The sequence below is a fragment of the Bifidobacterium sp. UBA744 genome, assembly GCA_002298605.1.
Classification (GTDB): Bacteria; Actinomycetota; Actinomycetes; order Actinomycetales; family Bifidobacteriaceae; genus Bifidobacterium.
Window position 1 is genome coordinate 1 of record DBKS01000045.1, and the last position, 12,174, is coordinate 12,174.

At 62.3% G+C, this 12,174-nt stretch carries 11 protein-coding genes; 5 read left to right on the plus strand and 6 right to left on the minus strand.

The window, feature by feature from the left end; genetic code table 11:
• Positions 1-950, minus strand: a 950-nt coding sequence (locus B2994_RS04570; RefSeq protein ID WP_291527192.1) for a M20/M25/M40 family metallo-hydrolase, incomplete at its 3' end; no start/stop codon positions are given.
• Between the two features lie 110 nt (positions 951-1,060).
• Here B2994_RS04570 and B2994_RS04575 point away from each other — a divergent pair.
• The 5 genes from B2994_RS04575 to B2994_RS04595 all read left to right on the plus strand — a co-directional run bounded on the left by B2994_RS04575 (position 1,061) and on the right by B2994_RS04595 (position 6,738).
• Positions 1,061-1,684, plus strand: a complete 624-nt coding sequence (locus tag B2994_RS04575; RefSeq protein ID WP_291527193.1) for a DUF3043 domain-containing protein — start codon at positions 1,061-1,063, stop codon at positions 1,682-1,684.
• 177 nt (positions 1,685-1,861) lie between these two features.
• Positions 1,862-3,319, plus strand: a complete 1,458-nt coding sequence (gene lpdA, locus B2994_RS04580; RefSeq protein ID WP_291527194.1) for a dihydrolipoyl dehydrogenase — start codon at positions 1,862-1,864, stop codon at positions 3,317-3,319.
• 129 nt (positions 3,320-3,448) lie between these two features.
• Entirely contained in the window at positions 3,449-4,186 is a 738-nt protein-coding gene (locus B2994_RS04585; RefSeq protein ID WP_291527195.1) for a DUF4191 domain-containing protein, read from the plus strand.
• A 204-nt stretch (positions 4,187-4,390) separates the two neighbouring features.
• Positions 4,391-5,827, plus strand: a complete 1,437-nt coding sequence (gene glnA / locus B2994_RS04590) for a type I glutamate--ammonia ligase (RefSeq protein WP_291527196.1) — start codon at positions 4,391-4,393, stop codon at positions 5,825-5,827.
• Positions 5,828-6,090: 263 nt separating this feature from the next.
• A complete protein-coding gene (locus B2994_RS04595) occupies positions 6,091-6,738 on the plus strand; it encodes an SGNH/GDSL hydrolase family protein (RefSeq protein WP_291527197.1) in 648 nt (215 codons plus the stop codon).
• A 122-nt stretch (positions 6,739-6,860) separates the two neighbouring features.
• On the opposite strand, the gene B2994_RS04600 is transcribed toward B2994_RS04595, so the two are convergent.
• From B2994_RS04600 to B2994_RS04620, 5 genes are all read right to left on the minus strand, one after another.
• Positions 6,861-8,177 carry an ABC transporter substrate-binding protein gene (locus B2994_RS04600; RefSeq protein ID WP_291527198.1) on the minus strand — a complete coding sequence of 439 codons (1,317 nt, stop codon included), beginning with the start codon at positions 8,175-8,177 and terminating at the stop codon, positions 6,861-6,863.
• A gap of 345 nt (positions 8,178-8,522) precedes the next feature.
• On the minus strand, positions 8,523-9,536 hold the full coding sequence (locus B2994_RS04605) for a cation diffusion facilitator family transporter (protein ID WP_291527199.1): 1,014 nt from the start codon (positions 9,534-9,536) through the stop codon (positions 8,523-8,525).
• Positions 9,537-9,625: 89 nt separating this feature from the next.
• The gene (locus B2994_RS04610) at positions 9,626-9,937 is read right to left on the minus strand and encodes a hypothetical protein (protein WP_291527200.1); all 312 of its coding nucleotides are present in this window, start codon (positions 9,935-9,937) and stop codon (positions 9,626-9,628) included.
• Between the two features lie 18 nt (positions 9,938-9,955).
• Positions 9,956-10,804 (minus strand): sugar phosphate isomerase/epimerase family protein, encoded by an 849-nt coding sequence (locus B2994_RS04615; RefSeq protein ID WP_291527201.1) that lies wholly within the window; start codon positions 10,802-10,804, stop codon positions 9,956-9,958.
• 165 nt (positions 10,805-10,969) lie between these two features.
• A complete protein-coding gene (locus tag B2994_RS04620; RefSeq protein ID WP_291527202.1) occupies positions 10,970-12,136 on the minus strand; it encodes an Mrp/NBP35 family ATP-binding protein in 1,167 nt (388 codons plus the stop codon).
• Positions 12,137-12,174: the final 38 nt, after the last annotated feature.

Here is a 12,174-nt window from a genome sequence, read left to right on the forward strand (position 1 = left end):
ATCACATTGAACGATCCGTCGACGGGCTGCGCGTCAAAGCCAATCACCGTCGCCGAAGGCTTGGTCCACATACGGGAGGCGATGGAGCCGGTACCCGCCAAACGATATCCGTCGACGATCGACGCATCGGCGCGCATCTGCGCCTCATCGAGATCCTGCGTCAGACCGCCCACCGGCTCCTGCGACGCGACGCCCGGAACGGCCAGGTCGCCCCGCTCGTCATACATGGAGGCGATCAGCATGGCCGCAAGCGTGTTGGCGTCGAGAATCGGGCCGCCGTACTGCCCGGAATGCACCGGATGCCCCAGCACGGTGACCTTCACGTCAAGCGTGGTGTTGCCCCTGAGCGACGTGGTCAGCGACGGAATCAACGGCGCCCAGTTGCCGGAGTCGGCCACCACGATCACATCGGAATCGAATTCGTCGCGATGGGCCTCGATGAAGGGAATGAAGCTGGGCGACCCCATCTCCTCCTCACCTTCGATGAACACCTTGACGTTGACCTTCAGATCATCGCCCAGGGCCCTGAGGGCACCGGAGTGCATGGCCAGACCGCCGCCATCGTCCGCGCTGCCGCGGCCATACAGGCGACCGTCGCGTTCCACGGCCCTCCAGGGATCCGTGTCCCACACGGACGTATCCGGCACGGGCTGCACATCATGATGGGCGTACAGCAGCACCGTGGGGGCCGCGGAATCCACGATCCTGGAACCGACAACCTCCCAGGCGCCCGGCGTGCCGTCGCCATTGCGGGCCTGCACCACCTTGGCGTCGACGCCCACCTTGGCGAGTTCCCCGGCCACGAACTCGGCCGAACGCCTCATATGGCCACCTGTTATGCCGTCAGCCGAAACGGAGCGCAAGGCGATCTTCTCCCCCAGCATCGCCATAATGCGATCCCAGTCGCCATCTACGCGCTCACGGATGGTCGCCGCATCGATACCGGACATGTCACTCCTTACAATCCAACGGCCCGAGGGCCGGCACATGCTTCGTAATCGCTTATATCACGCCGATCCGCAAGGGCCGACGCGTCTAGGCGTCACCGTAACCTGCTCGTATGACATGGAACCCGTTCAAGCGCAATACCGAAAAGGAAACCCCGGCGCAGCCCGTGGCCAAGCAGTCCGGCAACGGCAAGGGGCACCCCACCCCCAAGCGTCGGCAGGCCGAGGCGGAGAACCTCCGGCCGATCGTCCCCGCCGACCGCAAAGCCGCCAACAAGGCCGCCAAGGCCAAGCTGCGCGCCAAGCAGGACGCCGAATACGAGGCGATGCAGAAGGGCGACCTCAAGAACATGCCCAAGGCCGAGCAGCTGCCGTGGCGCATCTACATCCGCGACTACGTGGACGCGCGGTTCAACATTGCCGAATGGTTCGTCCCCGCCGCAATCGTGCTGATGATCTTCTCCCTGATCATCACCTCGGTGTTCCAGAACAGCTCGAACGCCACGACCATTTCCATGATCCTGTTCGTTTTGATGTACGGATACATCTTCGTGGCCTGCTTCGACCTGTGGCTCATGTGGCGCAAGCTCAAGCAAAAGCTCATCGACAAGTACGGCGAGCGCGCCGTGGCCAAGGGCATGCGGTCGTGCTCATATGCGTGCAGCCGCGCCATGCAGATGCGTCGTTGGCGCATGCCCAAGCCGCGTACGCCCAAGCGCGGCGAATGGCCCAAGTGAGCACCCCTCCAATCACGGCATTCTCATCCGGAAAACCGCCAGCGTTGACGGTTTTCTGATATCGCTCCCATAACCTGCATGCCCCTGCGTTCCGGAACGATTCACGCTTCGCCTTCCGATCGACGAATGATCGGAAGGCCGGGAACGCGGGGGACCAAGTACGAAGGACCCCACCATATGAGCGACATAACCACCCGTCATTTTGACGTCATCGTCATCGGAGCCGGACCCGGAGGATATTCCGCCGCGCTGCGCGCCGCCCAACTCGGCTTGGACGTCGCCATCGTCGAACGCGACGCGACCGTAGGCGGCACCTGTCTCAATCGCGGATGCATCCCCACCAAGGCCCTGGTCACCGCCACCCACACGCTCGATGTGGCTCGCCGCGCCAACGACCTGGGCATCGAGCTGACCATGACATGCATTGACTACGGCAAACTGATCGGATACAAGCGACGCATCGTCGAGACGATGGTGAAGGGGCTGTCCGGATTGCTCGCGCATCGCGGCGTCACCATCATCAGAGGAGTCGCCGGCCTTGCGGCTACGCGCAATGACCGCGACGAGCGCGCCGTGACCGTCGAGACCCCCGACGGAGGAACGCAAACGCTCGCCGCCGCGCATGTGGTGCTGGCCACCGGCGCCCATTCCCGCGAGCTCAACGGCATCCCCTTCAACCAGGCGGTGATGAATTCCGACACCGCCCTGGAACTCGACGAATTCCCTTCGTCGGCGATTGTGATCGGATCCGGCGCCGTGGCGTTGGAATTCGCGAGCATCTGGCATGCAACGGGCTGCAATGTGACGCTGATGATCCGCAAGAACCGCGTGCTGTCCGGATGGAACAGGCGCACGGGCGCCGCATTGACCCGCGAACTGAAGCGACGGGGCATCACCGTGCTCGCCAACACCGCCGTCACCGGCATCGACACCGGGGCGAATCTGGGAGCGCGTGTGCACTACACCGCCAACGGCGGCGCCGACGAGCGGACCCTCGAGGCGGAACGGGTGCTGGTGGCCATTGGCCGCGACCCGAACACCGACGCCCCGTGGATCCGCGACGCCGGCGTCACACTCGACAACCACGGTTTCGTCCTCACCGATCCATATGGCCGAACCTCGCAACCGGGCGTCTGGGCGGTCGGAGACATCACCGAAGGCCCCGCGCTGGCGCATCGCGCCTTCGAACAGGGCATCGTCGTCGCCGAGTCCATTGCGGGCCGCTCCCCCACCCCGGTGGACGACGCCACCATTCCCCAGGTGGTATTCAGCCAGCCCGAGGCGGCCAGCGTGGGCATGACCGCCGACGCGGCGAATGCCGACGACGCTTATGTATCCGTTGAGGAGACGCAGTATCCGATGCTCGCCAACTCGCGTATCCTCATGTCCGGCGGCAACGGCGCGCTGACCCTGGTGACCGGATGCAGCGTCCGGGATCCGGACACCCCCATCGTGCTCGGCGTGCATATGGTCGGCCCCAACGTCTCGGAGATCATCGCCGAGGCCGAGCAGCTGGTGGGCAACCGGGTACCTGTGCATCAGGCCGCGCGTCTGATCCATCCGCATCCCACGGTATCCGAAGCGCTCGGCGAGGCCCTGCTCAAAGCCGACCACCGCCCGCTGCACACCAGATGACCGCGGGGCGGGCGACACCGCCAACCCGTACAGCGCGCGTCCCCGGCAAACGCCGAGGCGTCTGGCAATACCGCTAGACTGAGCACCTAGTGCATTGAACCGCCTATTACAGAGGACAAAGGGACTGGCATGGCCGACAAGAACGAGAAGAAAACCGACAAGAAGCCAAAGAAGCAAGGCACCATCTCGCAGATCAAACAGATCTACGCATTCACCGCCACCGACGACAAGAATCTTCCCTGGATCCTCCTGGGATCGTTCCTGGCGCCCGTTGCGGTGTTCGTCGTCATCTGCCTGATCGCCAGGGTGGGCGTCGTCGGATGGATCATGTGGATGATCACCGGCGTCCTGGCCGGCCTGCTCGCAACCACGTGGATGCTCACCAGAAGGGCCGACAAGGTCGGCTATCGCCGTATGGAAGGCCGTCCGGGCGCCACGGGAGCGATTCTCAGCTCCATCAAAAAGGCCGGCTTCTATTTCCCGCAGGAACCCGTGTGGATCGATCTGAAGACCAAGGACGCGGTGTGGCGCGGATCCGGCCGCACCGGCGTCTATCTGGTGGGCGAAGGGGACTATGGCCGCGTGACCCGCGCGATGGATCGCGAGGAGGAGAAAATCAAGCACATCACCCGCGGTTCCGCCATCCCGATCTACAAGTTCTCGGTTGGCGACGGCCCCAAGCAGATTCCGTTGCGCGACCTGCAGAAGAAGGTCATGCGGCAGAAGGTCAAGCTCACCAAGGCCGAGCTCGAAGAGCTCAACAACCGCATCCGCACGCTGCAGCAGCGTTCCAGCTATGGCATTCCCAAGGGCATGGACCCCACCCGCCAGCAGCATATTTCACGCCGCGCCATGCGCGGCCGCTGATGGCCCGAACCACGCGCCCGCTCATCAGCTGAAACAAAACACGCATATTGCGCAAAAGTACGTAACCCCGGAAATCCTTGAGATTCCGGGGTTTTTCGTTATCCGGCCACCATCTGGTAACACATTCGTAACCCAATCAGTGACTTCGCGAAATCACAAAACCTACACTGGTGCCTCGTAAGTTCTCATGAAAGGAGCGGTCCCGTGACCGAACTCAAAACCAAGGCCGACGCCGAGGCTCTCATCAATCAGGAAGGTGTGGAGTACGTCTCCATCCGCTTTACTGATCTGATCGGCGTCCAGCAGCACTTCACTGTGCCTGCCAGCGAATTCCTCAAGGATGCTTTCGACGAGGGCATGCCGTTCGATGGCTCCTCCGTTCAGGGCTTCCAGGCGATCAACGAGTCCGACATGAAGCTGGTGCCGGATATCACCACCGCCTTCATCGACCCGTTCCGCAAGCACAAGACCCTTGATGTCGCCTTCTCCATCGTGGACCCGCTGACCGACGAGCCTTACTCCCGCGACCCGCGTCAGGTTGCCGGCAAGGCCGAGGCCTACCTGAAGTCCACCGGCATCGCCGACACCGCTTCCTTCGCCCCCGAGGCCGAGTTCTTCATTTTCGACAAGGTGCGTTTCGAGAACTCCATGCAGCGTTCCTTCTACGAGGTCGACTCCATTGAGGCTCCGTGGAACTCCGGCATCGACACCGAAGACGACGGCACCCCGAACATCGGTTTCAAGAACCGCGTCAAGCGCGGCTACTTCCCGGTTCCGCCGATCGACCACAACCAGGACCTGCGCGACGACATGGTCGCCGCCCTGCAACAGGTCGGCTTGGTCCTCGAGCGTTCCCACCACGAGGTGGCGGGCGCCGGCCAGCAGGAGATCAACTACCGCTACAACACCCTGCAGCACGCCGGTGACGACCTGATGAAGTACAAGTACGTGGTGCACGAGGTTGCCGCTCTGGCCGGCAAGTCCGTCACCTTCATGCCGAAGCCGATCGCAGGCGACAACGGCACCGGCATGCACTGCCACCAGTCCCTGTGGAAGGACGGCAAGCCGCTGTTCTACGACGAGAAGGGCTACGCCGGACTGTCCGACCTGGCTCGTTGGTACATCGGCGGCCTGATCAAGCACTCCAGCTCCGTGCTCGCTTTCACCAACCCGTCCCTGAACTCCTACCACCGTCTGGTCCCCGGCTTCGAGGCCCCGGTCAACCTGGTGTACTCCGCCCGCAACCGTTCGGCAGCCATCCGTATTCCGCTGGCTGGTTCCGCCCCGGCCGCCAAGCGCATCGAGTTCCGCGCCCCGGATCCGTCCTGCAACCCGTTCCTGGCCTTCTCCGCCCAGCTCATGGCTGGTCTCGACGGCATCCTCAACCACATCGAGCCTCCGGAGCCGGTCGACAAGGACCTCTACGAGCTTCCGCCCGAGGAGCACGCCGGCATTAAGCAGGTGCCGGGCTCCCTGTCCGAAGCTTTGGACGCCCTCGAGGAGGATCACGACTTCCTCACCGCCGGCGACGTGTTCACCGATGATCTCATCGAGACCTGGCTGGACCTCAAGCGCGGCGAAGTGGATCAGGCTCGCCTGCAGCCGACCCCGCTTGAGTACGAGCTGTACTACCACATCTGACGGTAGTCTTCGAAGCTTCTAGCACACGCCCCCACGCGACCTTTTCAGGTTGCTTGGGGGCGTTTCTATTGCGTCTTGCAGTCACCCGTGCGCCGTCACCGGTCCATTGCCTGGCTCTCAGGCGTGGCGACACGACATTCGCGCGTATGCTGGGGCTGGGCGGAGCGTAGTTCGATCAGCGAAGCGCTCCCATTCAGGAATCCCATCGTCGCGAACCGATGGCCCCAGTCAACGCCGCGAAGGTCATCAACAGGAGGAGCAATATGACTACGCCAACCAAACATCTTCATCGAATCGTCTGCGTCGGAGACAGCCTGACGTTCGGCGACTCAGGACTCGGCCATCGCAATGAGCGTCCATGGCCCGAGCAAATTGGCGTCATATTGGGCGTTGAAGCCGTCAATTGCGGGCGCAATGCAGCCGGCACGATCGAATATCCCGATGCCCCCGCCTATCAACGCGCCCTCGCCGCCATGCCGGAGGCCGACCTGCTGGTACTGGGACTGGGCATCAATGATGTGATCCATGATCAGGCCACCAACTCCGAGGAACTGCCCGACGTGTTCAATCGGCTTCAGGCCATCGCCTCCTCGCTGCTCGATGCGGTTCGCCCGTCGGGACGCGACATTCCCGTCGCATTGCTCAAAGTTCCGCTGACCTGTCTCGACGAGCCGATCATGAGCCGTTTCGGATACGAAGGTCTCAAACGATTCAATCCCCTGATCGAACAGCTCAATGTACTCTACCGGTCCAAGGCTTCGACCCTCGGCTGGCATCTGGTGGACTACACGACGGTTTTCAACGGGCACCGCGAACTGCACGGCGATTCCATTCATCCCAATCAGGCCGGCGTGGATGCCATCGCGGCGACACTGGCCCCCCAGTTCAAGGCGCTGCTGCCCAAGGACTGAAACAACAAATAAGGCCCGAGCGGCGTGGGATTGGGGTTTCCCATCGTCGCTCGGGCCTTATCCATGCGTTCGGCAGCGCGTCACAGACGAACAATCGACCTAACGCAAGCGCCTGAATGGGGTCAGCCGGCGGTATTGATCTCGTTCTGCAGATCGGAGACGAAGCCCTTGGCTGCCTCCTGCGGCGTCTCAGAACCAAACAGCACATTCTGCTGGTGACGCTGGATCACCTGATCGATGCTGGAAGCGCCGTTCGGGATCAGGGCGGGAGCCTCGCCCATCTGATCGGCGTGCTCATCCTGGAATTCGAGGACGGCCTTGTCCAAACCGGTAGCGGAATCCGCCAGGGACTTGCGGATATCGTTGTTGGCCGGAATGCCGCGTTCGGTGCCGAGGATCTTGCCGGCGCTCTGATCGTTGATCAGGAAGTCGATGAGCTTGGCGGCCTCGGCCGGATGCTCGCTCTTCGAGGAGATCGTCCAGTACATGCTGGGCTTCACGAAGGCGTACTTCGGATTCTGTCCGTCGTTCGGCAGCGGCACAAGCTTCACGTTCTCAGTGCCGGCGGCTTTCGCGTACACGGTGGCCTGGGTCAGCTGCGAGAACTGCATAACCTGCTGCTTCTTGGCAAACGGACTCTGATCGGTGGTGGCGGTGCCGGCTTCGGAGATGAAGTCCGCGGTGCCGGCGATCTGGTCGCCGGTGGTCCAATCCTTGGCCATCGCCATATAGGAGGTGAGCACATCCTCCGGTATGACGATCTTGTTGCCATCGAAGAGCTGCGCGTTATGCTGAGCGGCCCACAGCTGCAGCGAGAAGGCGTTGTTCATCAGCCCGTTGGCGACCAACTCGCCATTGGACTTCTCGCGGATCTGCTTGGCGAAGGCCTCGAAGTCGTCCCACGTCCAACTCGAGGTGTCAGGTAGTTCCAGACCAAGCTGGTCGAGCAGATCCATGTTCACGAGAACACCGAAGGGAGTGGATGCGATGGGTGCCGCGTACTGCGTTCCGTCGTATGTGCCGGTATCCTTCAGCGCAGCGTCCATCGTGTCAAGATTCAAGTAGTCGGAGACCTTGCTCAGATCATACAGAGAGCCCTGCGAAGCGTAGGAGGCGAGATACATGTCGCCCATCTGGATCACGTCGGCCGCGTTGCCGCCGGCGGATTCCGTGTTGAGCTTGTCCCAATAGCCCGACCAGTCGGCATACCGGGTGTCGACCTTGATGTTCGGATTGGCCTCCTCGAACTTCTGGACGGCTTCCTCCGTGGCACGCACACGGGCGTCGCCACCCCACCAGTAGATCGAAATCGTCACCGGGTCGCTCGACAGCGTCGGCTTGTCACCAGCCGCGGTTCCGCCACCGCAACCCGCCAGGGCCATGGCACCGGCGGAAACCATCGCCATGGCGGCGATCATGCGCTTGCTCATTGACTTCATTGTTCTTCTCCTTATGCTTCGACCGCTCACCGTAGAGAGGCCGCAATCACCGCAAGCACCAAAGCGCGCATTCACAACAGGTAGGCGACAAGCATAACGACATGCCGATCGCCCATCCGTCTCCTTTCGCGGCATTCCCTCAGATGAGCCGCCTCACCGCGCCCATCGCTCAGGAATCCCACGCCTTGCTGCCATACTGTGACAAGCTCATTCAACCATTGACGACTCGTTCCCGCCGGACAATTGCCGCTAATTGCCAAGCGGCATCTGCGCCACTGTCCGAAGGCACGGCAAAAGCTGCGCCGGGGGGAACGACATCGCCCCCCCCCGGCAGCCTTTTACGAATCAGGACTGGCGCTTCGATTTGGCGGAGCGCCAGATATCGGGCTCCACGTAGATCTCCCACTCATACCACGGCAACGCGGAGCGAACGTTGATCTCGATCTTGTCGATGGTCTGAACGTCATAGTCGCGGTCAAGCTTCGACGTTTCCACTTTGAGGCACAATAGCACCGCATCCTCATCCATGTGGATGGCCTGCATATTGATCAGCCGGTCGACGCCATCGGTGTTCTCCACAGCCGCTACCACGAGCTTGCGGGTGCTGGGATCCAGCCCCTCGCCAACGAGCAGCGAACCCGATTTGAACGCCAGGGCCGCGGAGCCGACAACCAGCACCAGGCCGACCATCAAACCGCCGATGGCGTCATAGAGTTCGTCGCCGGTCGCCATGGAAAGTCCCACGCCGAGGCCTGCGAACGTCAGACCGATCAGCGCGAGGGTGTCCTCCATCATCACGGCGGCGAGCTCCGCGGACTTGGTGCGGCGCCAGAAGCCAAACAGCGACCCCTCTTCGACCTTGACGCGGGCCATGCGTTCACGGGCCTCACCGACGGAAGTATGCAGGCCGTACCCTTCCAAACAAGCCGAAATGACCACGACGACCAGGGCGGCCAGCAATTCCAGGGACTCGGCATTGCGGTTCAGGGATCCATCCAACAGGCCGATGAGTTTGCCGGCGGCCTGGGACACGGCGAACATGCCACCCACGAAGAACAGCAGCGTGGCCACGATGAACGATGCGACGTATTTGATGCGATGCAAACCGAACGGATGGCTGTCGGCGGAACGATGAGAGGAAACCTTGTCGCCGGTCATCAGCACCAGTTCATTGGCGCAATCCGCCACCGAGTGCACGCTTTCCGAAAACATGGACGATGATCCGGTGAATGCGGCCGCCGCGAACTTGGCGCATGCCACACCGACATTGGCAAGGAGCGCGGCTTTCACCGCGGCGCCGGTCTTCCCGTCCCCGGTCTTGCTGCCGGACCGTTCCCTCTTAGATTCCATTTCGGACATGGCGATCGCTCCTCCCTCTTCGCGTGGCGACACACACGCTTCACACCGTCATTGTGGATAGCGCACCTGACAATGGGAACAGTTCGGCTCTATCTGCGCTTATGCCGGTTGACCACCAGCTCGTACAGACCGGCCAGCAGCGCGATGACGTCGATCACGAACATCATCAGACTCAGGGTCATCAGCCCCACCGACAGCATCTGGTACAGCGAACTGGGCTGGCCGTCCGCACCTGGGGTGTGGTCGGCCATCAGGGCGGCGCCGTAGGCGAGGAAGGGCAGCACCGGCGTCGAAGACAGCGCCGCGGACATCGACGGCCTGAACCGCAGCCCTTTGCGGAACAACAGGAACAGCAACGCGACCACGGCGGCAACCGCCAATATCATCAGCACGATTTTCATGGTGCCCATCCTAGCCCATCACTCAATGTCCCCGTATCGTCTGACCGTGCGGGCGATGGCCTCGTCGGTGGTATGTTCGAGAATCACCGGCACCAACGGACGCTTGGCCGCGACGATCTCGAGAACGGAGCGAACGTCCATCACGCCTTCGTCGACATTGCAGCGGTGGATATTGGTCTCGTCAACAGTGAAGTCGTCGATATGCACCGCCACGATCCTCTCGCCGAACAGGTCGAAGGCCCGCCGGGTGATGGCGACCTGGCCCGATCCGTCAACCGTGCGACCATTGGGCGTGGTGCAGGCGGTCGGGTCGAAGACAATGCCCAGATACGGCGAATCGACATCGTCAATCAGGCGCTTGGTGGTCTCGAGATCGTAGATCGGATGGTTCGCGCCGGGCTCGACGCCCACCATGGTGCCGACCCGCTCGCCGAATGCCACCAGACGTTTGATCGAAGCCAATGCCTGCTGATACATGTCCTCGGTGAAGTTGTCCTCGGTGTAGCGCCCGGGCCCCGCATCAACGGAACCGGTTTCCGTCGCGACCACCGGAGCGCCAAAGAACCGGGCGTTGGCCAGATACGCCTCGAAGCGCCGCAGCAGGCGTTCGCGCTCGGTCGGATCGGGGTGCACGATGTTCATATAGCATCCCATCACCGCAATATCAACGCCGCGGGAGGCCAACACCCGACGAATATACGACCCCATGCCCGGGTTGATCTCACGCGTGCCGGATGCCAGATTCGGGAAGGACTTGGGCAGGGCGAGCTGCACATTGTGCACGCCGTATCCCGCCAAGCCCTGTGCAAGCAGCTCAGGGGTGTCCGCCCAGGTAACGTCATGGCCCCGTGCGCCGAAATTGATCATGAGTCGTCCTTTCGCCATTGATCGGCACCGCCCGCGCCTTAGCGGTCTCGATGCCGTTGTGTCGTTTATGGACATCTTAGGCACGGAGAGAAAGCGCCACCATGAACGGCGTCAGTCAGTTATTGCCGAATGACTATCCGATTTTGCAACAGGCGGCCGCCCCCCCTATCCGACATGACTCATCAACCGGGTCGCCAACGTCTTGAATTCGTTGGCGATGGGACTGGAGTCCAACGCACCCTGCTCGTTGAGCACGGCCGGGCGCCCGGCCTCCCCCACTTCGCGCACCTCGGGAATCAGCGGCAATTGGGCCATCAGCGGCACGTCGTATCCCAGTGCATGGGTGAGCTGTTCGGAAACCCTCCGTCCGCCGCCGGATCCGAAGATCTCAAGCCGTTCGCCCCGATGCTCGTAGTAGCTCATATTCTCCACCACGCCGCGCACACGCATCGGTACCTGTAACGCCACCAGCCCGGACCTCACGGCGATATCGGACGCACTGGGCTGCGGGGTGGTCACCACCACCAGTTCGGCATTCGGCAACGCCTGGGCCACCGAAATCGCCATGTCACCGGTGCCGGGCGCCAGATCCAGCAGCAGCACATCCGGCTCGCCCCACCACACATCGGAAAGGAATTGCTCAAGAGAGCGCTGGAGCCTCGGCCCACGCCATAGAATCGCCCGATCGGCGCCGGCGAACATCCCGATGGAGATGAGCTTGACGCCCCACGCGGTCACCGGCATCAGCATGCCGTTGAGATTGGTGGGCTGGGAATGCACGCCGAACAGCCTGGGTAGCGAAAAACCGTAGATGTCGGCGTCAATGGCCGCGGTGTCGTATCCAAGAGCCGCGAACGTGGCGGCCAGATTCGCGGTCACCGAGGATTTGCCCACGCCGCCCTTGCCTGAGGCGATGGCGAAGATCCTGGTTTTCACACCGGGTTTGCTGAACGGGTTCTGACGCCGTTCGGCCTTCAGCTCACTGACCAGGTTGCTGAGTTTGTCCCGGCTCATCGACCCGACCTCGATGTGCGGAATCAGCCGAGCATCCGGATACGAACTCACGGCGCCGTTGATCTGGTTGGTGATCGTCTCCGACAGCGGGCAGCCGGGCACGGTCAGCTCCACATGAACCGTTACGTCGAAGACGCCGTCGGATGTCCCGTCCGACGCATCATCCGACGCATCGGCGGGAGATACGTCAATCGCGCTGATCATTCCCAAGTCAGTGACCGACCTGCCAAGCTCCGGGTCGATCACACGACTGAGGCGTTCGAAGATCCTCGCCTCCACATCCTGCGTCCCGTTTGAGCCCGCGATTGTTTGCGCCATTCCGTATCCTCCCCGACGACGGTGCGTCCGCCGTGATC

Excerpts from the sequence above, each read along its gene's own strand:
- B2994_RS04600 (WP_291527198.1), bottom strand. The coding sequence starts at position 8,177 with ATGAAGTCAATGAGCAAGCGCATGATCGCCGCCATGGCGATGGTTTCC.
- B2994_RS04605 (WP_291527199.1), bottom strand. The coding sequence starts at position 9,536 with ATGTCCGAAATGGAATCTAAGAGGGAACGGTCCGGCAGCAAGACCGGG.
- B2994_RS04575 (WP_291527193.1), top strand. The coding sequence starts at position 1,061 with ATGACATGGAACCCGTTCAAGCGCAATACCGAAAAGGAAACCCCGGCG.
- B2994_RS04595 (WP_291527197.1), top strand. The coding sequence starts at position 6,091 with ATGACTACGCCAACCAAACATCTTCATCGAATCGTCTGCGTCGGAGAC.
- B2994_RS04610 (WP_291527200.1), bottom strand. The coding sequence starts at position 9,937 with ATGAAAATCGTGCTGATGATATTGGCGGTTGCCGCCGTGGTCGCGTTG.
- B2994_RS04620 (WP_291527202.1), bottom strand. The coding sequence starts at position 12,136 with ATGGCGCAAACAATCGCGGGCTCAAACGGGACGCAGGATGTGGAGGCG.
- lpdA (WP_291527194.1), top strand. The coding sequence starts at position 1,862 with ATGAGCGACATAACCACCCGTCATTTTGACGTCATCGTCATCGGAGCC.
- B2994_RS04585 (WP_291527195.1), top strand. The coding sequence starts at position 3,449 with ATGGCCGACAAGAACGAGAAGAAAACCGACAAGAAGCCAAAGAAGCAA.
- B2994_RS04615 (WP_291527201.1), bottom strand. The coding sequence starts at position 10,804 with ATGATCAATTTCGGCGCACGGGGCCATGACGTTACCTGGGCGGACACC.